Raw genomic sequence first — 22,711 nt, 5'->3', positions numbered from 1 at the left:
GCGTCGCCCACGTCCATCGCTGGGGGCCGCCAACGCCGCCCGGCGTCAGGGTTCCCCCAGTGAGGAGCGCGCCTCCGCCCGGATCGACGAGCGCAGTGAGTGGGAGTGCTACAGGCGTGGTTCGTCGAAGAAGCGTCCGGAGGTGACGTGTTCGTAGAATTCGCTGATGCCGCTGCCGGTCAGCGGACGCGGCGAAAAGCCATCGAAGTACGTCAGAGGTACGCACACAGTCAGCAGCAGCGCCCCGAAGGCGACTCCGAACTGTGCGGATTTCACGTCGAGTTGGTAGTCGCCGAACCAGATCCACAAAACGATGAAGAAGTTGACGATCAGGAGGAAAGCCCAGCGCTCGCGGTCCCAGCCCGCGAGGGTCGCCATGGCGGGGGCAAGTGCCGCCAACACCGACATCGCCGGCAGCTTGGGTGGGCGGTCACCGGTCCGCACGAACAGGAGCAGCGCGATGGCGATCAGGACGACGAGGGGCAAGAGGTACAGGAAGACATCCCATCGCGAGTACAGCTTCCAACTGTTGGCCTGTGACCGCGAAAACACTTCGAGGGCATCCGGTCGTACCGGGAAGTGGGCGGCCTCCAGTTTGCGCTGCAACGCGAGCGAGGTTTCCGGCGCCGTCGGCTCGATCGTCAAAATCAGCAACCCGGTCACACAGGCTGGGGCGGCCGCCACTATCGCCCGAGCCGGCGCCAGCGTCCGTAGACAGGCCACGAAGAACAGCGGTAGCACGGTCAATGCGGCTATCTCGTGCACACACATCGCCAGTACCAGCAGCAGGGACGCGGGGAGCCACCGACCCCGGCCGAGCATCCACAGCGCGCCGAAAAGCAGCAGATAGAGAATCTGGTCGAAGTAACCGACCTCGTGAAACAGGTAGCCGCCGGTAGGCAACAGGAAGAACCCGAAGACGAGGAGGCGCCGCGCGGGAAGGTGTGTGGAGACCGCCTGAGAGATCAGTACCGCCAGCAGGCCCGCGAGTATCAGGAACGACAGCAGCGCGTATATCCAGTACGGGTACCCGGCCGTTTCCGCGATTGGGTTCATGACCGTGCCGACCAGGAACCGGCGGTGGAAACCGTCCCGGAACGACACCGATTGCAGACTCGCGGACCAGGCACTGGGCATGCGCATGCCGGTGTACGCCGCGACCAGCACAGAGACGGCGGCCACCGCCGGGGTCATCGGCCGGACTCGCCCCGGTCCGGGTGGACCAGGTGCCGACCGCGACGCGAGATGCCCGACGGGCTTGACTGCCGGCATCTCGTCGTTCGCCGCCGAGCGGGCTCGGCGAAGCATCGGGAACACGAAACCTGCCCTCGAGTCGGGGACTTGTTTGGGAAGCAACTCGCTGAAGAACCGCGACGAAGGACGTGTCACGACAGCCGATCCGGAATTCGTCCGGCCAAGTTCCCGAGCGACGAACACGGCCCCTTCCGGTCGGTCGGAAAGCGGCGCGAGGCCGTGGAAGGAGAACCCGGTTCCGGGGCGGTGCCGCGACGAAACCTCAGTAGTGCTCGCCCGACCGAGCGGAGTTGCCGGCACGGGGCGGGGCCGTCACACGTTTGCGAAGTACTCGCCCCGTTGCCGGCCTGTGAGAAGCGACGAATTCCGTGGCGACTACGGGGAGAAGAAGCGCGGCTCCGAACGCTTCATCGCCCGGTCGGCTGTGGTTCGCGACAGTGGGATCCGGCCGCTCGGCCCTGTGTTGCCCCAGTTCACCGCAGGACGCCGGGTCGATCCGTTGCAGGGTGCTCGGCCGGTCGGACAGGTGGTCGGTGTCTCGGCATCACACACGCACGGCCGCAGCCGGCGATAATCCCGTCGACGTCAGGATGGATCGGCACGTGACGCCTCTCGTACCGGGTGGGTTGCCCGTCGAGCGAAAGGGCGGCCGGCCGTCGCGAGATGTCCACACGGTTCCAGCCTCGGTCACCCGTGCGCAGACGGCTTGGAAAAACCCGTCCCTTGCGACGTCGGCGGGTTGGCGTGTGGATGCGACGGGCGGCGGAATACCGCGGTCACCGGAGCATTGAAATGCCACGAGGTGTCCGTGCGGAACCCAGGCGCGCACACGACGTTGCGGAGAGCCGTGGGTTGATCGCATCCGAAGACGTTTTCGCCTTCGGGGTGTCCACTCAGAAGGGAGCGTCTTCGGCGGGCTCCGCCGCCGATCCGACGTAGCGCCTGCACGCGGCGCGGTCTCCGGGCAGGTTGTACGGCCTGAGCATGAGGCGGAAGTTCGCCCACTGCCAGGTGTGTTCATCCAGCTCGGCCAGGGCGCGTACGACCTTGCGCGTCACGGCGTCGAGCTCCTTGTACGGGGGGAGGGGGTATGGCCTGTCGGAGCCGAAGGCTGTGTGCAGCGCGGCTGCGGTCACGGCGAAGGCCGACGGTCCCGACGTCCGGGCCAGGCCCGCCAGCAGAACGTCGAGGGCACCGATCCCGATGGCCCGGTCGGCCGCGACCAGGGCGATCGAGGCATAGCCGCGCAGGTCCCCTTCGTGGAATGGAATGCCGGGTACGCCCTGTTCGGGAGGGTCGACCACGGCCGCCGCCAGGATCTCGACCACCTCCTCGTCCGGCGACCCCAAACGCGCCAACCCGGTTGCGGCAGCCCAGCGCACCACGGGTTCGCCGGCGCTCAGGCGCCGACGCAGTACGCGTGCCGTCCCGGCGTCGTCCGCGGAGGCCATGAGCGCGGTGGCGATCAGGGCGGTGGCTTCGACCGAGGGCAGCGGTTCCACGGCGAGCAGACCGTGCAGCCGCGGCAGGATGTGCTCCGACTCCTCGGGGAACCAGGCCAGCGTATACGCCGCTTGGGCGCGGACCCTGGGATCGGGATCGTCGAGCAGGACAGCCAGCCGCGGCACCTGCGCCCTGACCGCGTCGTAGACGGCCGACTCGTGGCGTGCCGACTCGTAGGATTCTTCGGGATCGAACATGCGCAGCCGCATTTCGCGCACTCGACGGTCTCCCTCGTCGACCGCTTCGTCCACCCACTTCTCGAGGCGGCGGCGCATTGTGTCGCGGTCTCCGGAGCGTAGTTCCTCGACCTCGGCCCGCCGGCCCGTGATGTCCAGGCCCTGGGGGAGGTGGCTTTCGTCGAAGCCGACCGTGAGCGCGCCGATCAACGCGAGAATCTCGGCACGGCCCGGCGTGGCCGTATCCGCCGCCAGCCCGACGAGGAAGGGTACGGCGTACGTGGAGGCTTCGTAGCGGGAGCCCTGGTGGAAGATGTTTCCGTACAGGGCCCCCAACGCGCTCTCGCAGGTCGCGGGATCATCCGAAGTCAGCGCGCGGATCTGGGCCGGCACATCCCCGGCGGGACCGTACGCGTGTCTCAACCCCGCCCAGTCGACGGCATCCAGGCCGTCCAGTGCATCAAAGGTCGTCATATGCAGTCATTGTTCATACTCGCTTTCCATCCCAAGGGCAGGACCGGGAGTGAAGTCACGTGATCGCGATGCCCCGGCGGAGCGTGAACGGCAACTGGAGCGTGAGAATCGGAAAATCCGCGAGGAGAACGCATTTTCGGCGAAGCGGCGATGGGTTGAACCGGTCGATGCGACAGTCCCGGGAGAAGAGGTGCTCGGGTGTTGCGTGGCGAGGATTGGGCGGCCGGGTATGTCGGACGCGCAGAAGACAGCGCGGGCCACGGCATCGACCTGAACCATTCAATATTCCGAGTCGCGGCGGCAAATCATAGGAAGAACGCGACACCACGCCGAACCACGGCTCCGCGGTCAACCCGATGACGTGGCTGCGCAGCCACGGCGTCAGCGTCTGACGGCAACGCGACGGGCCCGACCGCGAACCTCCCGCTCCGGCCGGGCCCACCGCGTCGCGAACCGGGCCGTCGCCGTCATCTGCCCGCCGCGCACAAGCTCGCTCGCGAGCGTCTTGACCGAGCCCGAGGCGAAGTCTCGGATCAACCGAACATGCTGGACGCGGTGTCGGGGGAGGCCCGGCGCCAACTCGCCGTCAGAACCCGGATCGCCCTCCCGGCCGCGGACTCAGGGCGTACGCACGCTCGATGATCTGGGTCATCGTGTTGCCGGCGGAGTCGTGAGTCGTGGTGCGCAGGGCGACGAAGTCGCCGCCCGTTCCCGGGGGCGGGAGCACAGCGACGAAACGCCCGCCCCCGACGGGCATGGACGTCAGTCGTCGCCACGTCGTTCCCTCGTCGAACGACGCCTCGATCGTCGATGCCCGTACGTCGGCGGCATTCGTGCCCTCGACGGTCATCCGCAGCACGGACGGGTGATCCCTCGGAAGCAGATCGTCGGTACCGAAGTCCCCGTCGAGCCGGGTCGCGAAAAGCGGGGCCACTTCCTTCACGCACTCCTGCTCGGTGGGCCGCGACGACACGAAGGTCCACTCGGCCCGGACCCGGGTCGCGGTCACCGCCTTGTCGCGCCGGCCCTCCAGACGCATCGTGTATCGCGCCGGGCCCGAAAGCAGACCGCCGAGTTCCGCCGAGGACGGGGTGTCACTGGAGGACACCTCCAGATCGTCCCGAAGAAGTGTGACCCGTCCGGTCCACGGTCCTGCGGTCGCGGATCCGGTGTGCCCCGGGGCGGACGCGGAGAAGGGATGGAGCTCCGCGTGGATCGCGTCGCCGCATCGGGTGCTTGCGACGATCGGTGAGAAGGCCGGCGCGTTCCACGTCTCGACCGTGCGTCGACCGGGGGCATACCGGGTGACGGGTCCCGTTTCGTCTCCCGCGTCGGATTGGAGATATCCGGACCATGTCATGCGTGGGCCGGCCGAGAAGTACTCCGTCGTGGTACCCGGAATCGCGACGTCGTGGAACCACCCCGAGCCAAGACCGCTTTCGTCCAACTCCGACATCCGGGAGAGCGAACCCGACACCGAACGGTTGTCACCGTGGATTCGCGTCCGCACCTCGGCGAGGTCGCGCGTGCGCACCCGGTAGGAGGGATCCTTCGGAATACCTCCTTCATGCAGGAGTGTCAGGTTGTACGCGGTCCGCGCGTCACTGCGAAATTCGCGCATGACGAGCGAGTACGACCTGGACGTGACCTTCTCGGTCGGAACCGCGTACAACAGGGTCTTGGGGTCGGTGGCCGTAATTTCGCCTTCCTGCGGCACACCCGCGATCGTCTGGGCCACGGCCAGGCGCCGCACTCGCAGGCCCACGGTCGAGTTGTCGAGGTCGACGGTGACCGGCTTGCCCGCTCGGGCGTCCAGGGCGAGGGAGACGTTCCGTGCAACGGTCACCTCGGGGGTGCCGGCGACGGTCCAACTCGCCGCGTCGGTGCCGGCCGGAGTGCGGATCATCGCGTCCACCCCGTACCGGCCCTTCGGCACTCGAACGACGAGGGAGTCGCCCGCGCGGGTGGGCCGGAAGGACTCGCCGCTGCGGAGGTCGACGAGCCGCACCGCGCTCGTCTGGGGCAGACCACCGTTGCGATCACGTACGTCAAGGGTCACGTCGTACATTTCGGACTCGGCGTGGGCACTGATCGGAACCCGTACGGTTCGACCGTTCGTACCGGTTGCCAGCAATATCGCCCCCAACGGTGCCTGTCCGGTTCCGGACGCGGTGAAGGTCACCGTGACGTCGACGGTTCCGTGGGCGGGCACCGTGACGTGCGTGCTGTCGAGGGTGATCGCGCTCGTTCCTTCCACGCGCAGGTCGAGCGATTCCGGCGTGTCGCCGTCGTTGCGGTAGGTCAGTGGGTGGACGACAGGGCTGGTATGCGGCCATTTCGAGAACAGGGAAAGCGTGCTCTGCTCCGCGAATACGTTCTGGGTGACGGCGCGGGTGACTTCGACGCGACCGGCACCCTGGGCGAATACATCGGTGTCGGGCGTGGGTTCGGCGGTTCCGATCAACGCGGCCTTGAGACGATCCGCACGCCACGTGGGGTGCTGTTGCGCGAGCAGCGCCGCCGCGCCGGCTACATGCGGAGTCGCCATCGAGGTACCACTCAAACGGGTGTGGGAATCGCCGACGGGTGTACCGGCGTGCGTGCCGGCCGCGCGGGCCGCGGCGATGGCGACGCCCGGCGCGGTCAGTTCGGGTTTGAGCGCCTGGTCGCCCAGCCGCGGTCCCGTGCTGGAGAAGGGGGCGACGGAGCCGTCGCGGTCGATCGCGCCGACGGTCAACGCCGCGGTGGCGGCGCCCGGCGCGCTCACCTTCCCCCCGATCGGACCGTCGTTGCCGGCGGCGACCACGAACAGTGCGCCTGTGGTGGCGGTGAGCCGATCGACAGCGAGAGACATCGGGTCCTTGCCGTTGCCCGGCCCGGATCCCAGGCTCATGTTCACCACCCGGGCACCGTTGTCGGTCGCCCACTGCATCCCGGCGATGATGCGTGATTCGCTGCCGAAGCCCTCGTCGTCGAGCACCTTGCCGACCAGCAGTGTGCTGTCGGGCGCGACTCCTTTGTACGAGCCGGAGGTTGTGCTCGATCCGCCGGTGACGATCGAGGCGACATGGGTGCCGTGTCCATTGCCGTCCCGGACCCCTTTCACGTTGTCGGTGAAGTCGGCGGACTGCGTGACGGCGTCGACGAGATCGGGATGGGTGGGGTCGATTCCCGTGTCCAGGACCGCGGTTCGTACGCCCTGTCCGCTGTAGCCGGCCTGCCAGGCCGAGGGCGCGCCGATCTGCGGCACGCTGAGGTCCAGATCTGCCGCGACCCTGCCGTCGAGCCAGATTCGGGTGATTCCGGGAGCTGCCACTCGTGTCTGCGACGATCCCGTGGTGACCGACTGCCAGAACTCGCCGGTGGTCGACTTGGGCTCGAGCAGGGCACGCGCGCCGATACTGGGCAATTCCCGGCCCGGTCCTCGTCTGAGGACCCCGGGATCATCGGACTGGACGATCAAGGGAACGGTGGGTCGTGACCGGTCGTCGTAGCCCGCGCGAAGCAGACCGGTCACATCGAACAGTCGGGCGTCCAGGACGCCCTGGTCCAAGAGGCCCAGCGCGTCGGCCGGCACCACGGACACCGACGCCCCGCTCCGCCACTGCGTGAACACCATGCCCTCACGGCCGGGTCCGGGCTCGACGGACACCGCCGTGACACGTCCCTTGGAGAGCCGGTCGACACGGACGCGATCGCCGGTCACCAGCGTGACTTTGTCGTGGGCTTCGCCTGTTTCCGGTCGACCGGTCGGTGTCCGGTCAGCCGGCGCCGATAAACCGACAGCCGACGCGCCGCCACCGGACACGAGCGTTGCCGTGAGCACGATCGCCGCCGCTCCGATGCTTGCCGATGTCTTGCCGGATCGCTTCCCGTACCGATGCACGGCATCCTTTCGTAGATCGATGAGCGGCTGTATTCGGCCGCGGTCTGTCGTTGACTGCGTGAGCGAGGACGCATCCTCCGCGCTCGGAGCTCTACCGCCCGCCCGACGGGGTGTTGCTCGCGAGCACGGTGCCGTCGGCGGCGTAGCCGGTGACGGTGATCCGCCCGGGGGGTGCCAGGCGCATGGGGGGTGCGGCGGGGTCGCGGGGAACGTAGAGATGGAAAGCGGCCCATCCGGGCGCACCGCCCAGCGTCACCACGTCGGCGCGAAGAGTCCGGCCGTCCTGTTCGATGGTCACCGAGTCCAGCGGTGCGGTGCTTCGACAGGTCCCCACGTAAAGGGTCGCCTTCGAGTCGCCGAAGGTCCGAGACGTGAACGAAAGCGGCGCGTCGCGTGAGGACAACGGGTTTCGGTGCTCCAGCAGATGCTTCTCGTGCGTCCACACGTCCGTGGTGATGCGACCGTCCGAGGTCAGAGTGATCGTGCTGCCTTGTCCCACGTCCACGCGTTCGCCCGAGTCGACCACCCGAGGTCGTCGCGGAGCCGTCTCCGTCGGCGTGTTCGTGGTCACGGGTGTCGCCGTCGGGGCAGTGGGAGAGGACGAGGTCTTCGTCGAGGTCAGGTCGAGTCCGACGGTCAGGACCGACGTGATCACCACGGCACCCAAAACCGTTGCTCGAGTCGCGCGCCGACGCCGGCGCAGTGCCTTCGCGCACCGGACCACGGTTTCCACCGGGGCGGGGTGTGGAGGGAGGTCGGTCGTGGCCGCCCGCAATCCGTGCAGGAGCGGGTCGTCTGTCATGTGGGATCGGGCCTTTCCAACGTGTCCGGCTCCCGCCGACGGTCGGTGTCCACCGACCTGCCGATGAGGCCTGTGAGTGTGGCGTCGCCACGAAGCTTGGCCAGTCCCCGGGTGACCTGACTGCGTATCGTCGACGGCCGAGTGCCGAGGACTTCCGCAGCCTGCTCGTGACTCATGTCATCGAGGAAGCACAGAGCGATTGCGGCGCGTTGGCGGATGGGGAGTCGGGTCAGCGCGTCCAGGATCACCCGGCGATCCTCGAAGCGCAGTGTGGCGTCGCCCGTCGCGGACTCCGGTGGGCGGTTGGTGAACCACTCGCGAACTCGGCGCCGGCGCAGACGGTCCGTGTTGTGGTGGAACATCATCTGCCATACGTAGTTGTCCATATGGTCGCTGCGCTGTACGCGATCCCACTTGATGTAGACGCGTGCGAGCGTTCCCTGTGCGAGTTCCTCGGCGTCGTGATGGTTGCCGGTGAGCGCGTAGGCGGTGCGCAACAGCCGGGGCCAACGGCTGACCATGAAATCGCGAAACTGCTGTTCGAGCAGGTCGTTCAAGCTTCCTCGCCCGGAAACGTGTGCTGTGGTGGGTTGTGCCGGACGCACGGCTTCGAACCGCCACAGGAGCGGATGAGACGGTCCCATCCACTTTTCAAGACGCCTGTCGCACGGCACGTGCTGCTCGGGGAGTGAGGATCTTTCGCGCCGTCGTCGACGATCGCGAAGAGCGCGGGATGGGCCGGTCGCCCCCGGAAGCGGGGGCAACCGGCCCCGAGAATGGATCAGTTGGCGTTCTCGCCCGTCGATGAACCGTCGGAGGCGGTCGGGAGGTCGATGGGGTCGGTCCTGTGCGTGTAGCCCGGAATCGGGCGGCTTCCCCCCAAGTGCGCGTGCACCTTGGCGGCGATGTCCTCGATATCTCCCACGCTGGTGGACATGTTCGCCTTGTCCGCGGTCAGTACGACCATCCCGTAGTCGTGTCCGCGGCCGGTGAAGACGCCAAGGCTGTGCACGCGCCAGCCTCCGGCGGACCGCTGGAGCCACCCGTTCTTCACGTGCACGGTCGCGTCGTTGGGGGCACCGGCGGGCGTTCCCCATCGCTGGGCGGGAATCACACGATTCATCAGGTCCAGCGCGTACGTGCGGGAATCCTCGTCCAGGACCGGGTTGGCGGAAGTCAGCAGCCTCGTCAGCTTGATCTCGTCGGCGGCGTTGATCTGGGTGAGACCCCAGTACCCTTCCGTGTCGGGCACGGTGTTCGTCATGCCTGCCAAGCGCAGGAAATCGTTGATGCGGGGCAGTCCGAGCTGTCGCCACAGGGTGGTCGTCGAGTCGTTGTCCGACTCGGTGATCATCTTTTCGGCGAGTTTGCGTTCGGTTTCGGTCAGGTCGCGGTTCTCGTCCTGGGCGGCGCGTAGGAGGGTGCCCAGGACGATGACCTTGACGATGCTCGCGGAGTCGTAACTCCCGTTCGCGTCGTACGAGCACTCTGTGTCGGTCGTGCGGTCGTACAGGGCCAGGGAGGTGCGCCCGGCCTGCGCCTCGATCAGATCCGTGAGGTCCTTGGCCAGTCGTTCCGAGAGGAGCCGGTCCGCGGATATACAGACCACCTTGGCGGTGGGCCAATCGGCCGATGCTCCTCCGCCCGTACTCGCCGTCGCCGGATGCGCGGCCGTCGCGACGGAGAGGAGCGTTGCGAGGGCCATCCCCATGGTGAGTGTGTGTCGCTTGCGGCGCCGGACGTGCGTGTGCACAGACATCTCGAGACTACTTTCCTTGCGGTGAGGTGAGCCGGAGCCGGGAGGCCCGGCGACACCTTTCGTCGATTGCCGGGACATCGGAGAAGTCTTCGCCCCCGAACCCCGGAAGGCGGGTCATCGCCTTCGCCGATAGACGGTGCCGAGTCCCACGGCCGCTGCACACGCGACCGGCTTGTTACCGAACCGCGACAGTGGCGATCCCGCGTCGAGCCGGCACATACGTGGGGATCCACTCCCGCGACCCCCAGGGCGAAGAGGTGGGGAAAAGTTCCCTGATGCATCCCGTCCGCGGCACGGTTCGCCGATCACAGCCACAGCGCGATGGCGACGACCGCGCCGAAGACGACGATGACCACGCGGAGCGGACCGGGTGCGAGCCGGCGCGCGACGCGGACTCCGACGTGGCCGCCGATCAGGCTGGTCGCAGCCATGATCGCGGCCGCGTCCCACCGGACGGGTCCGAAGGCCGCGAAGAACACGGTCGAGCCGACGCCGATCACCAGGGACAGCACGTTCTTGAGGGCGTTGACCTGGTGGAGCCCTCGATCGAGAAGCAGTCCGAGAACGGCGAGCATCATGATGCCGATGCCGGCCCCGAAGTATCCGCCGTACAAACCCACGACGAACTGGGTCGGGACGACGAGGCGTCCGTCCCGGCCTTCCGTTCGACGGCGCGCGACGACGCGGGCGAGTCGTGGCTGGAGCGCCAGCAGCAGGCAGGACGCGAGGACCAGGCACGGTGCCAGTGCGTCGAAGACGTCGGCGGGGCCGATCAGCAGCAACGCGGCTCCGGCGACCCCGCCGAGGGCGCCGACCGAGGCCAGGCGGGGGAGTCCTCGGGTCTGGCTTCGAATCTCGTTGCGATAGGCCACCGTGCCCCCGACGTACCCGGGGAGCACGGCGACCGCGTTGGTCACGTTGGCGGTGACCGGCGGATACCCCACGGCCAGGAGCGCGGGGAAGGACACCAGGGAGCCGCCGCCGGCGATGGCGTTGACCAGACCGGCGATCAGTCCGGCGACGGCTACCAGGACGAACTCCGCCCAACCGGTCACGACGGCGAGGTGACCGTGCCGACCTCGCTGACGAGTCGGCCGATCCCCTCCACCGCGACCGCCACCGTGCTGCCGGGGCGCAGGAATCGACCGGATCCCCAGGCCACGCCCGGTGGTGTGCCGGTGCCGATGACGTCGCCGGGTTCGAGGGTCAGGCCGGTGCTGATCGCGGTGATCAGTGTCGCCACGTCGAAGATCATGTTGGCGGTGGTGTCGGACTGGCGGATCTCGCCGTCCACGGTGGTCTCGATGGTCAGGTTCTGGGGGTCCGGTATCGCGTCGGCGGTGACCACCCACGGCCCCAGGGGGGCGTATCCGTCGGCGGACTTGCCGACGAACCACTGCTTGTGGCGCTGTTGTCGGTCGCGAGCGGTGACGTCGTTGAGGATGGTGTATCCGAAGACGTGGTCCAGGGCTCGTTCCCGGCGGATGTGACGGCCCGACTTGCCGACGACCACGGCGAGTTCACCCTCGTAGTCGAGTTGTTCGGTGAATTCCGGGTCCCAGGGAATGGTCCCCTCGTGCCCGGCGAGGGCGGTGTGGGCCTTGGTGAACCAGATCGGCTCGTCGGGGATCTCGAACTTCACCCCTTCCGCGTGCGCGCCCTCGCGCACGTGCTCGACGTAGTTCTTGCCGACGCACAGGACGTTCTTGGGTGGGCGAAGGATGGGTGGGAGCAGCCGTGTCCCGGTCAGCGATCGCAGCCGTCCGCGAAGGAGTTCCGTCTCTGCGGGGTCCAGCGGTTGCGCGATCAGAGCCGCGACGTCGGCGGCGTCCTCGCGGCCCGGGAGGGAGCGGACCGGGGCGAACCGGTGGTCCTCGATCAGGGCCGCCGACGTGGTGCCGTCGTGGGGGACGGTGGCGAGCCTCATTCTCGTCCCTCCCGCGGAGGCACCGCCGCGACGGCGCTCATCTCCAGTTTGAGCCGCGGATCCACCAGGCGGGACACCTCGAGCAGGGTGCCGGCGGGAAATCGGCCCTGGAAGTAGGGGGCCATGACCTCGCCGATGGCGTCCTGGTCGCCCATGTCGGTGACGAAGGTGTCGGTGCGGACGACGTGCGCCCACGTGGCACCCGCCGCTTCCAGACAGCGGGTCAGGTTGTCCATGACCAACCGGGTCTGGAGGCGGACATCCTCGGGAGGGTCGAGTTCGTCGTGCTCGTGCGGGTGTTGGTGGTACAGGGGGAGCGCGGTCGCACCGGAGAGGAAGAGGAGATCGGCGCCGGCACTCACCCGGATGACCGGGGTGTAGGGCATGAAGAAGTCGGTCTTGTCGACTTCGACGGGAGAATGGAGGAAGGTCACCGGCGTGCTCCCGTGCTTTCGATGGCGACGTTGTCGGCATAGGGATCGGCGGGCATCGGGCCCTGCTTGATCTCCAGCAGGCGGGTTCCGTCCTCCAGCGTCTCGACGGAGTGCCCCTCGTAGAGCAGGACGAGGTCGCCCGATTCCAGGGTCACGTGTGCCACGTGTTCGCCCTCGCGGGTGAAGATGCCGATGGAGGCTCGGCCGCCGAGGCAGATCATCACCTGGTGACGTGTCTCGCTCTGCGGTGCCACGTCGTTGATGTGGTAGTGCGGGCGGACGTACGCTCCCGCGGGTCGCGCGAGCACGGTGAGCTGCAATGGCAGGTCGTCGGACGTCAGGTGGGCCTTGGTGGTTCTCTCCAGTTCGGGACTGGCCACGCGGTAGTGGCGGGCGAGCCACTCGCGCTCCTCGGCGGTCTCGAACGTGGGCGGGTAGGCGGCGAAGTCGTCGAAGTCGGCGCGGACGACGAGTCCGATCCGGCGTCCGTCAGGGGCGAGGTATTCTTCGGCGGCGCTCATGAGGTACTCCCGATCGGTCGAAGCGGATTGTTTTCGGTGGTGACGGTCTTGTCGGCGACAGGGGTTTCGTCGCCCGTGGCCGTGGCGGTGATCAGGGCGCCGGAACGTACGGCGCGCAGCGCGCCCACGCCCTCCAGGGCCAGATAGAGGAATCCTCCGGCGAGCAGTCCGGCCGGATAGGCGAAGTCGGCTCCGTGCAGCCGCTCGGAGACCGAGCCGAACAGGACGTTCAAGGCCCCGCCGCGCTCGCCGAGTTCACTGCCCAGGGTGGTGTTGGAGAACGGCAGGCACACTACGTAGCCGGCGACCAGCGACACGAGCGCGTTCCAGCGCCAGGGCAGGGAGCTCACGGGCGCGGTCGCTGCCCGCGTCATCTCGTCCCCTCGCGGCCTGCGCCACAGGTAGACCGCCCAGATCCCGACGAATGGGCCCACCCAGTAGGTCGCCAGGAGGATCAGATTGGTGGCCTTCTCGGCGAGGTCGCCCGCATTGAGGTAGAGGGTCAGGCCGAACGCGACCGCGGCGACCACGGCGGTCATCACCGGCCGGGGCAGTCGTACACCGGAGGCCAGCATCTGGAGACCGGCCGAGTACTGCGCCACGGTGGCGTTGGCGACCACTCCCAGATAGAGGGCCAGCAGCACCAGCGCGCCGCCGGCGCCGCTACCCATCAACGCGTCGATCGACGCCATCGGCGCGGAACCGCTCAGCAGCGCGCCCGCGGCAAGTCCCAGGATCTCGATCCAGACACAGGCCAGCGAGATGCCGGCGAACACCGACCAGAACAGTCGCCGGGGCCGCACGCTCGCGGGCAGGTAGCGGCAGTAGTCGGGGGCGTTGTGTGCCCATCCGAAGGCGAAGCCGAAGCATACGGCGGCCAGGAGCCCGAACGCGCCCCACGCGTTCGGGCCGAAGGTCGACTGCGGAATCGATACCCGGTCCGCTTTGGCGATCACGACGGCGGTCACCGCGACGAAGCCCGCGCCGACGACGACGACCATGGCGTGTTCGAACAGGTGCATGACCCGATAGCCGGCCACGCTCACCGCGGCCTCGAGAGCGAACACCAGGCCGATGGCGACGTACTCGTTGATACCGAAGGCGACCTGGAGGGCTTCGGCGCCGAAGATCGCACCGAGCGCGATGAACGCGACGCTCGTGAAGGCGGCGATCGGCCCGAGCACCACGATGCCCCGGCCGAACGGGGAACGGGCCTGGGCCAGTGTCGCCAGGCCGGTCGTCGGTCCGGTCAGGCCGAGCGCGGCGGGCCCCAGTGCCCCGAGCGTCGTGCCGACGACGATCGCGGCCGCGGCCTGGCCGAAGCCGAGACCGATGAAGTCGGTCGCTCCCAGGGCCCCGAGGAAGAACGCGGTGGGGACCAACTGGGCCGCGAACCAGAGCAATCCCACCCGCCCGACGGACCCGTGCCTGTCGCCGTCCGGCACGGCCTCCAGCCCTCGTCGCTCGAGTACCGCGCCGGCTCTGTCGTCGTTGTCGTCCTGTCTGACATTCATCACGTTCGCCTCCTGATCGAAGGACGGCGTGACCGGGGCCGAGGGCGTAGACGTGCGCCGACGGCGGCGGTTCAGTCGTCCGACTGGGATGTGTGACGCTCGTACACCCGCGCCGCGCACATGACATGGCGACCGGCGATCTCGTCGGCCGCGTCCGGGGTGCCGGCCGCGATCGCGTCGAGCAGTTGTCCGTGCTGAACGAGCGCCTCCCGCGCCCACTGTGCGTCGTGCAGGTTGCTCAGGCTGGAGACCGCGATGCGATCCCACAGCCGCCCCAGAGCCTCCTCGAGCAGCGGGTTCCCGCTCAGCGTCGCGATCGCCCGGTGCAGTTCGAGGTTGGAGCGGGTCATCTCCGGGAGATCCAGCGCCCGAGTGGCCTCCTCCATCGCGCTCGCCGTGCCGCGCAGCGCCACGATCTCGGACGGGGCGATGTGTCCGGCCGCCTGTCGCTCGGCGGACAGCCGGGCGGCCAGCGACTCCAGCGAGGCGCGGAGTCGGTAGGAGTGCCCGACGTGCGCGGCGGGCAACGAAGCCAGGACGACGCCACGTCCGCTGGGTCGGACCAGACCGTCCGCCTGCAATCGGCGCAGGGCCTCGCGAACGGGCGTACGGCTGACTCGGAGCTCCTCGCTGAGCTCCAGTTCCGCGAGGCGATCCCCCTGTGCGAAGCGCCCGGACAACATCAGTGCCCTGAGCTTGCGGTAGGTGGCCTCGCCGGCGCTCAGCTCGTTCGTCGATTCGGTGCGCTCCGTCGTCATGCATGCAATGTATACATTGCATGCCGAGAGGGCAATGGAATGACGCACATCGGGTGACAGCACGGAAAACGGCCCGAGTCCACCGTCCATTACGCGCCCCGAGGCGACCCAGAAGCCACTACCCAGGCATCAGGGTCGGGTTCAGTCGCGGGGACGCACCCGCTTCGGACGGCGTGCGGTCTCGACCCGCCCCCACGACTCGTCGTGCCCGACTGGTCGTCCGACCGGCCCGGCGCGGGTGATGTCCCATCCGGGCCGCGACGTGCTCTCGGGGGCGGCTCAAGGGGAGGCTCCGCCTTCGAGACACCGTCCTATTCGCCCTCCGAGGGTGGGTCGACGCCGTCGTGTCGCTTGCGCAACCATTGCGGGCTCGTCGACCAACCGTGCGCAACTGACCGCCGCATGGCGCCGGGTGAACGGGATGAGCGAAGAGGCGCCGCGCGGGCCGCGTCGTCGAGGCGGTCTGACGGAGCCCGGGTAAACGAAGCGGGCTCGACGAGCACTGGTCGACGGGAGCCCCCACGAGGGCCCATCGATTCGGACTGCTTCGACGTTCCGACTTCGCACCCGGCGGGCGACCCCAGAGCGGGCCCATGGCGAGGGACCGGCCGTGGCGACCACCCCATCCGAGGGCGGCCACGATCGGCAAACTTCCCGAATCGATGCGCCTTCAAGATTGTTGCGGTGCGAGACGCCACCGGGACGTGCGCGACGTCGGCCCCTTCCACCAGACGGACCCGACCCCGGCCACCACGCTTTCGGGCCATGACGACGGCATTTTCCTATGAGTCCCATGGGTGGTCCGGGAGTCTGGGCAACACCGAGCCGATGGCGGTCCGGGACTCGTCCGAAAGGCCGACGAGCACCTGCGTGTGAGCCCACTCCCCGGCGTGAAAGTGACGAAGTCGAATAATGCGAGAGGCGTTGGACCGAGTCGGCAGGCCACGGGGCGAGGGGACCTACTCCGTTGGTTTCGCGATCGACTCGGTGTTCCAACAGGACCACCCGGCCCGCGACTTCGCGCGGATCGATCGTCGAGGGTGGAGGCCGCACGGGGCGGATGGAGATCCGGCCGTGCTGATGATCGATCGTGGACTTCCCTGGGCGCGTTCCCTCCTCGGGCCACTGTCCGCAGCGGAGGGGGTCCATCGATTGGACGTGCCGACGTTGGTTGCCTCCCTGTCCGTGTGGCTCCACTCGCCAACCCCGGCTCACCGGGTGTTGGGGATCCACCGCAACACCCTCATCAACCGCGTTCGCCTGCTCGGTGACCTGCTCGGACTCGACACGACGAACCTGGCCACCAAGGCGACCCTTTCGCTGGCCCTTCGCATCCACCACGCATCCCACGAGCCCGCCTGGGCTCCTGTGGCGATGGCACCCGGCCTGCCGAGCGAACTCGTGACTTTACCCACCGTGCGTGCCTGGGCACGAAGGCGGCTTCACCCACTTGCACAACTGCCCTCCGAAACCGGGATCCATACCCTCGTGACGTGGATCGAGAGCGGGGCTCGAAATGCTCCTGCCGCCTCGGCCCTGGGCGTCACCGAGGCGGGTCTGCGCAAGAGAATCAAGCGCATGGACGACGCGCTCGGACAGCCTCTCTCCACCGATCCGTTGGCCAGATTCGACATGTGGCTGGCACTTCGGGCGTGCGCGCAGCCCCACGGCGCCCGTGGCGTCGGGTAACCAGCAGGCGCGCCCAGCAGGAGGCCGCGGAGCCTGATTCGCCCTGCCGTCGCCGACTTTCTCATGCGCCAGTCGTGCCGGGCATCCTTGTACGCGATGGCCACGGCCCGTTCCCCGAACAGCTCCGGACTGCCTGCGTCGAGCAGCGCATTCCACAGCCGAACATCGGTTTCGGTGTCGAGCGGCACGGTCGCCAACAGCAGCAGCAGGACATGTCGACGCAATGGGAGGAACGGCTGCCGGCTCGGCTGTCGGCTCGGCTGTCCGAGACGGACCGGGTCGGGTTCCTGCGCCCGTTGCGGACACTGTCCGAATTGCCCCCGACAGCGTCGGCGACTGATTCGAGCGGCTTTTCGCGGTGGTGCAGGGGGACGCGGTGTCGGGTGGACAGCTTCGTGGGCGGGCGTGATTTTCCTAGTTGTCCACATCGAGTCCGCACTGATCATGGTGTATGAAGATGCGAACTATGGTGGCCGCCTCGGTCGCCGTGCTGAGTGTGCTCGCCTCCGGTTGTGGGAGTGGTGGGGACGGTGGGAAGGTGGCCGACCGGAGCCACGAGACGGCCGAGGAGGCGCACAGTCCGACCGCGGCGGAACGCAGTGACGCGTCCGTCGCCTCCCCCGCCGACGCGCCGCCGAGTTCCCGGTCGTTGGAACCTTCGAGTGGCGCGTCGTCCGGCGACACCACGCTCACCAAGGCCGGCACCCGCCTGAAGCTGGGTGAATCAGCCGTCGTCGAAGTCACGTCGGGCACCAAGAAAGGGCTCGTGCGCATCAAGCCCATCACGATCGAGAAAGGATCGATCCAAGACCTCGTGCAGAGCGGGTTCACGTTGAAGGAAGAACAAAAGAGCGCCGTCCCGTACTACGTACGGGTCTCCTACACCAACGTCTCGGACAGCGACCTCTCCTACACCGGACCGGAAGCCGCGCTTCAGGCCGTCGATGATCACAAGCAACGAACCTCGCCCGCGATCCTGTTCGGGAAGCTCGAGAAGTGTCCAACCTCCACCTTCGCCGCGTTCACGAAGAACGTCGCACACGAAGACTGCCGAACGTTCCTGCTGCCGGCGTCCACGTCGCTCGACGCCATCGCCTACCCCATGCCGGATTTCAAGTCGGCGCCCATCGAGTGGCGTCGCTGACCGCCCGGTGATCGGGCGGGTCCCGCCTCCGGCAGCGGCGCACGGCCACGCGCGCCGTGCCCGTCATTCACGACCTCCGCATCATTGGTGACCGGAGAGGACCCACGCGCCTCGGTCGGCGATGCGATGACCACCCACTCCTGTCGATCACGCCGACGGTGACAGTGCGCGCCCAAGGGAAGGAGAAGAGAGATGGTGTTCGGACGACGGAAGAAGCAGCCCGGACCGGAAGCCGTGATCACCGACGACGACGGTTACCACCAGGGTCCGATTGCCTTCGGACTGGGATGTGGGGTGCATCTCTCGATCGTGAACCGGGTCGCCTGGAACAAGATCGGGCCATATTTCGAGGGCCCACGCCGTGACCGAACCTCACTGGACCTCATGTGGGGCGTGCGTGATACGCACGGATGGGAGCGGGCCACCGCGAGCCTGTTCCGGGCAAACCATATTCCCAAGGATGCCGAACTAGCCTTGGACCTGCGCAATCGGCACCGCTACGCGGATCCGGCGCGTTGGCGACTCGAAACGGAAAGGCTGCTCCCCACCGCCGTACCGGAGGTGTCCGATCGTCAGGAGTCACCCGACCCGATCGGGCGTATCCTCCGCTACGAGGAGCGTTTCCGAGCCGACGGTCTGCTTGCGCCGGGCGAAGTGGTCACCTCCGTGGCGGCGTTCGACTTCGCCCGCGCGGTGACCATGGCCCGTTGGGCGGTGGGCGCGGGTTACTGCACAACAGCCGAGGCAGTACCCAAGGTGGCCGAAGCGGGTCGTTTGTGCCGCGCCGTCTACGGCACGTGGGAGGCGTTCTCGGCCGGGTACGCACTGGGACGCGTGTTGTGGTTCGACGGCGACAAGTACGGATCCTGGTACCAGGAGGTACTCACGGCCCACCACCGCCTCACCAGCGACCCGCGCAGTCCGTGGGTGACCCTGCCCTGGACACCGACGTGACGAACGGCCGGGTCTCCATCGATGTGGATCGGCGTCACGGGAACGGCCACGACCGGAGCGAAAGGTCGCGACCCGCCTGCGGTGCCGTACACCGCGACCCATTGCCGTCGGCGGGACATGTTCCGTCACCGAGCCGGGACGCGGGAAGCCGCGCGGGCTCGTTCGGGGGGCACCGGAGTCTCGGGATCACCCGTCGCTCCCGACTTCCTGCCGACCGGCCGGCGACCCGAGTGGAGGGCGCACCGCGTCGCGCAGGGCGGCGATCCGGCGGTGATAGTGCGTCGCCGCGATGCGCTGCCGCATCGCGTGCTCGGGAAGCGACGTCGTCTGGCCCTCGTACTTCGTGTATCCGTACACGGGCTCGCCGGCTTGGTAGTAGCCCTCGTGCACCTCGTTCGCGGCCAGGATCAGCACGCTGTCCTCGCAGGCGGGCAACGCGGGCCAGCCGCCCATCTCCCACAACGTCCGCGTCCGCCAGACCATCGCTGCGCCGACGAACGGCATGAATCCGAGCAGTTCGCGTGCCTCGAGCACGGCTCCCGGCGCCACCGGACCGCGAGGCAGATGGTCAGGGAAATCCACCCTTCGTCCGTCGACCAGGTCCACGGACCGTCCGGCGCACCAGGCGGCCCCGGTGCGAACCGCGGTCTCGAACAGGGTGTCCAGGCCGCCGGGGAGCCAGACGTCGTCGGCGTCCAGTACCGCGGTCCACGGCGTCCCGACCCGACCCAGCGCCACGGTGCGCGCGGTGGCCGGCCCGGACGTGCCGCCGGCGGCGACAAGTGTCAGGTGCGGTACAGGCTTTCGGCATTTCCGGTCGACCAGATCGCGCACCGCCGCAGGGACCGTGTCCCCGTCGAAGCAGATGATCCAGTGCACGGGGACCATCTGTTCGGCCAACGACGCGGCGGCCGCCGGGAGAAACCGCACCGCGTCGTCGTGAACCGCCGTCAGGACGGACAACATCGGATGGTTCAGATCCCACGCGCGGGTCGGGAGGTCGGCTCGGGACATACGTGACGACACCTTTTCGGCAAGGTCTGCGTGCCCATGGGCACAACCCGTTCGCGGACATGACCCGAAGGCACGTGCGGTGACGGCACGCGACGATCGCGCCGCCGCTCGCCGGCGGGCATCGACCCGCCGGGCTCGACGCACGGCTCCGGGTTGTCAGTCTGGCCGGCCGTTCCGCGTGGGCACTAGGAGGAACACGTCGCGTCGGTGGATCCGCCGCCGTGGCGGCGGGAAGGCGACGGAGCGCTGTCCCGGCGCGGTCGACAACGGCCGTCTCGGAGCCCTCGCCGCGTTTCGCAAATGAATGTGCCTCACTCGACTGGAAGACCTGCCTGAATGGCAGTGTGGCGCCTTTTTGCTCGTCGTCCGGTTCCGATCCCATCCAGGATGGACGTTCGGACGGGCCGCCGGTCCATGGCGCGGCGATCGGGGGCCCGTGTCGGGTGGTCGAAGGCTCGAGCCCCGGTGGCGGAAGCCGCGAACGGGTCACGTGAAGGATGGTGATGAGGAAGTCGGGGACACGAGCAGCCGACACCGCACAGGGCACGACGCAGTGTCGGAGACCGCGTACACGCTCACCTCGACCTGGTATTCGGGCCTGTTCCCCCGGCACGCCGCAGTCCTCCTCGTCCGCTGCGCGAACAAGTTCCCGCGACTGCGTCACCCGCGCGTCGACGGCGGCTACCGCGACCGGGAATACGCGAAAGGCATCCGTGAACCCCGCGGAACCACCATCGGGATCGCGCGATGCCGGACGGCGGCTCCGGCCCGACCCGGGTCGGACCGGCGGCCCGCCCCGAGAGTTGCCGTTGTTTGCCGTCCCCGCATCGGCGCGACCCGGCTCGATGCGTCGTCCCACGACACGAGGACCGCGGACCTGTCTCCGGCGGCCGTCGCTGTTTCGTGGTTCACGCATCCTCCGACAAGCGCGCGGTTGTTGGCCGCGCACATCGCCGGATCCGAACCCTGCGCAAAGGTGAAGCATGTTCGCATCCGATCCCGTACAGGGACCCGCCCCGCTCATGGATACGACGCTGGATCAACTCAGAAGCCTGATCGCGGTGCGCGATACCGGAAGTGCACTGCGTGCGGCTCGACTTCTGGATCGTGACCAGTCGAGTGTGCAAAAACAGATCGACACTCTGAATCGCAACCTCGGCGCTTTGTGCGGCGAGCCACTGGTGCTCAAGCAGGGGCGCGGCAGGGATGTGGTTTTCACCGGTACGGGAGAGGCGCTGGTCGAGGCCGCTCGGGACACACTGGAGAATTGGCGCGATCGGATCCGGATGTGCCGCGATCGGGCCGGGGCATTGGTGGTGGTGGGAACGACCCGCTTCACACTTGGGGCACTGACCTCGGTCGGAGCGGTCGTCGCGGACGAGTTCCGACGGCGGGACGTGGAACTCAGGATCGAGCACGTCCGCAGCAAAGATGTCCTGCCGAAGCTCCGAAGCAAGGAAGTGGACCTCGTTTGCGGCAGCATCGCCCTACCCGAAGGCCACGGGGCACCCGCCGATTGTGAGGTGAGGGAGTTCTCGAGAACAGGCCCGTCCGTCCTCACCAATCTCTCGACCCGGCTCCTGCCCGGGCCGGAGGTGAAGGTCAGCGCCTTGCGTGAACTCCCACTCGTGGTGCCGGATCACGGTCTGATCGCGGACTGTCTGCGCGGGTGGTTCGGCGGCGACCATCGCCGCCAGTTGAACATCGCGGCCCAGATCGACGCGGTCACCTACGGACTCGAACTCTTGTGCTCCGCACTGCCCGTGCGTGGCTGCATGCTGGTCACACACGGGATCGGCGAGATGGTTCGAGACGGTCGAATGGCGACGGGCGGCGGTCTTCGCGTGCTTCCCGTAGTCAACGACACGCCCGTGCGGATGCAGATCCTGACCGGGGCGTTTCGACGGCGCGACGACGCCGCGCGGGATGGCAGCCATCCGCTTTCGATGTTGTGGGCCGCGCTGGCCCGGTAGCGTGACCCGCCCGATGCGTCCATGACAACGGTTCGCTCACGACGCCCGAAGCGCCGCCCACCGAGCGGTGGGCGGCGCCGTTAACCGCGAGGTCGGCTAACGCTGCCTTGTCTTGGCCGCGGCCAGGACCCCGAACAGGACACCGAGAGCAGCGCCCGCGACGACGATCCACAGGCCCCCCATCGCGGAGAAGTCGAATTGCTGGAGGAGTCCGTCCAATTCGGTGGATGACATTCCGCCGCTCTCATCCTCGATGGAAACCCTTGCCAGCCGCTCGGGATTGGCGATGTTCCATGCCCCGAACACGACTGCGACCAGCGACGGAACTGCCGCACTGCCACTGATGATCGGCTTCCGTGCCACGACGCCGACGATGAAGAGCACCATCGCGACGACGGCGGCGGCCATCGTCCATTTACCGTCTCCGTCGGTTCCCTTGATGGTCTCGACGGAGCCCTCCAAAGACGCCTCGACCCACGGCAGGAACGAGCCGAGCAGTACGAGCAGCGAGGCGCCGATACCGAAATACGAAACCTTACCGTGCGGGCGGCGTCCGCCCGAGGAGCTCGCGCCCTGCCGGGCATCCGAATTATGAAGATGGGTGCTCATGGCCGAGGAGGCTAGTGCGTAGTTTTGCGGGATGGCAAATCTACTGTCCACTTTCCGCAACGGCGGCCGTTATTTCATGGATGCGTGCCCGATTCCGATCTCCGGGCAAGTTCAACTTGTCTGTCGATCATTTACTGCTCCCACTTTCGTCTCGGTCCCGACCGGATGCCTGTCGAGACATATCGAGCCGAGGTATCCCGCGGTCGGATCCGGTCCCGGAGTCCGTGCGATCGCATCCGACACGTGCTCGCTCGCGTCGCTCGCGTGACCTTGTTCCAGCCACGTGTGGCAGGTCGGACCCACGCCCGCGCGCCGGGGCA

Annotated in this window: 18 protein-coding genes; 4 read left to right on the top strand and 14 right to left on the bottom strand. The window is 68.0% G+C overall.

The genetic code is table 11. The features are described from left to right. Positions 1-108 precede the first annotated feature (108 nt). From EMA17_RS22265 to EMA17_RS22205, 12 genes are all read right to left on the bottom strand, one after another. Positions 109-1,194, bottom strand: a complete 1,086-nt coding sequence (locus tag EMA17_RS22265; RefSeq protein WP_126638870.1) for a hypothetical protein — start codon at positions 1,192-1,194, stop codon at positions 109-111. 953 nt (positions 1,195-2,147) lie between these two features. Continuing rightward, positions 2,148-3,407: a HEAT repeat domain-containing protein gene (locus EMA17_RS22260; RefSeq protein ID WP_126638869.1), complete on the bottom strand. Its 1,260-nt coding sequence runs from the start codon at positions 3,405-3,407 to the stop codon at positions 2,148-2,150. Positions 3,408-3,993: 586 nt separating this feature from the next. Beyond that, entirely contained in the window at positions 3,994-7,293 is a 3,300-nt protein-coding gene (locus EMA17_RS22250) for a S8 family serine peptidase (RefSeq protein WP_126638868.1), read from the bottom strand. A 91-nt stretch (positions 7,294-7,384) separates the two neighbouring features. Continuing rightward, entirely contained in the window at positions 7,385-7,948 is a 564-nt protein-coding gene (locus EMA17_RS22245) for a hypothetical protein (RefSeq protein WP_126638867.1), read from the bottom strand. A 143-nt stretch (positions 7,949-8,091) separates the two neighbouring features. Beyond that, positions 8,092-8,652 (bottom strand): SigE family RNA polymerase sigma factor, encoded by a 561-nt coding sequence (locus tag EMA17_RS22240; RefSeq protein ID WP_246126825.1) that lies wholly within the window; start codon positions 8,650-8,652, stop codon positions 8,092-8,094. A gap of 224 nt (positions 8,653-8,876) precedes the next feature. Beyond that, positions 8,877-9,854 carry a serine hydrolase gene (locus EMA17_RS22235; protein ID WP_246126824.1) on the bottom strand — a complete coding sequence of 326 codons (978 nt, stop codon included), beginning with the start codon at positions 9,852-9,854 and terminating at the stop codon, positions 8,877-8,879. A gap of 305 nt (positions 9,855-10,159) precedes the next feature. After that, on the bottom strand, positions 10,160-10,909 hold the full coding sequence (locus EMA17_RS22230; RefSeq protein ID WP_126638865.1) for a sulfite exporter TauE/SafE family protein: 750 nt from the start codon (positions 10,907-10,909) through the stop codon (positions 10,160-10,162). Then, on the bottom strand, positions 10,906-11,781 hold the full coding sequence (locus EMA17_RS22225; RefSeq protein ID WP_126638864.1) for a fumarylacetoacetate hydrolase family protein: 876 nt from the start codon (positions 11,779-11,781) through the stop codon (positions 10,906-10,908). The genes EMA17_RS22230 and EMA17_RS22225 overlap by 4 nt, the downstream gene beginning before the upstream one ends. Next, positions 11,778-12,215 carry a RidA family protein gene (locus EMA17_RS22220; protein WP_126638863.1) on the bottom strand — a complete coding sequence of 146 codons (438 nt, stop codon included), beginning with the start codon at positions 12,213-12,215 and terminating at the stop codon, positions 11,778-11,780. Before EMA17_RS22220 ends, EMA17_RS22225 begins: the two co-directional genes overlap by 4 nt. Then, complete coding sequence (locus tag EMA17_RS22215) at positions 12,212-12,736, bottom strand: cupin domain-containing protein (RefSeq protein WP_126638862.1); 525 nt, start codon at positions 12,734-12,736, stop codon at positions 12,212-12,214. The genes EMA17_RS22220 and EMA17_RS22215 overlap by 4 nt, the downstream gene beginning before the upstream one ends. After that, entirely contained in the window at positions 12,733-14,250 is a 1,518-nt protein-coding gene (locus EMA17_RS22210; RefSeq protein ID WP_126638861.1) for a purine-cytosine permease family protein, read from the bottom strand. The genes EMA17_RS22215 and EMA17_RS22210 overlap by 4 nt, the downstream gene beginning before the upstream one ends. Positions 14,251-14,321: 71 nt before the next feature. Next, positions 14,322-15,008, bottom strand: a complete 687-nt coding sequence (locus EMA17_RS22205; RefSeq protein ID WP_160161501.1) for a GntR family transcriptional regulator — start codon at positions 15,006-15,008, stop codon at positions 14,322-14,324. Positions 15,009-16,088: 1,080 nt separating this feature from the next. Between EMA17_RS22205 and EMA17_RS22200 the strand changes: the two genes are divergently transcribed. The 3 genes from EMA17_RS22200 (at position 16,089) to EMA17_RS22190 (ending at position 18,795) form a co-directional block, all read left to right on the top strand. Continuing rightward, positions 16,089-16,697, top strand: a complete 609-nt coding sequence (locus EMA17_RS22200) for a helix-turn-helix domain-containing protein (protein ID WP_246126845.1) — start codon at positions 16,089-16,091, stop codon at positions 16,695-16,697. Positions 16,698-17,235: 538 nt separating this feature from the next. Next, positions 17,236-17,841, top strand: a complete 606-nt coding sequence (locus EMA17_RS22195; protein ID WP_126638858.1) for a hypothetical protein — start codon at positions 17,236-17,238, stop codon at positions 17,839-17,841. A gap of 192 nt (positions 17,842-18,033) precedes the next feature. Next, positions 18,034-18,795 (top strand): DUF1266 domain-containing protein, encoded by a 762-nt coding sequence (locus tag EMA17_RS22190; protein ID WP_126638857.1) that lies wholly within the window; start codon positions 18,034-18,036, stop codon positions 18,793-18,795. A 186-nt stretch (positions 18,796-18,981) separates the two neighbouring features. Here the strand turns inward: EMA17_RS22190 and EMA17_RS22185 are convergent, their stop codons facing one another. Further along, a complete protein-coding gene (locus EMA17_RS22185) occupies positions 18,982-19,809 on the bottom strand; it encodes a glycosyltransferase family 2 protein (RefSeq protein WP_126638856.1) in 828 nt (275 codons plus the stop codon). Positions 19,810-20,831: 1,022 nt separating this feature from the next. Between EMA17_RS22185 and EMA17_RS22180 the strand changes: the two genes are divergently transcribed. After that, the gene (locus EMA17_RS22180) at positions 20,832-21,782 is read left to right on the top strand and encodes a LysR family transcriptional regulator (protein ID WP_246126823.1); all 951 of its coding nucleotides are present in this window, start codon (positions 20,832-20,834) and stop codon (positions 21,780-21,782) included. 96 nt (positions 21,783-21,878) lie between these two features. On the opposite strand, the gene EMA17_RS22175 is transcribed toward EMA17_RS22180, so the two are convergent. Then, positions 21,879-22,391, bottom strand: coding sequence for a hypothetical protein (locus EMA17_RS22175; RefSeq protein ID WP_126638854.1), 513 nt, complete (start codon positions 22,389-22,391; stop codon positions 21,879-21,881). Positions 22,392-22,711 lie beyond the last annotated feature (320 nt).

It is taken from the genome of Embleya hyalina, from assembly GCF_003967355.1.
Lineage (GTDB): Bacteria > Actinomycetota > Actinomycetes > Streptomycetales > Streptomycetaceae > Embleya > Embleya hyalina.
The sequence above is the reverse complement of the archived record's forward strand: the minus strand, read 5'-3'. Positions and strand labels throughout refer to the sequence as shown.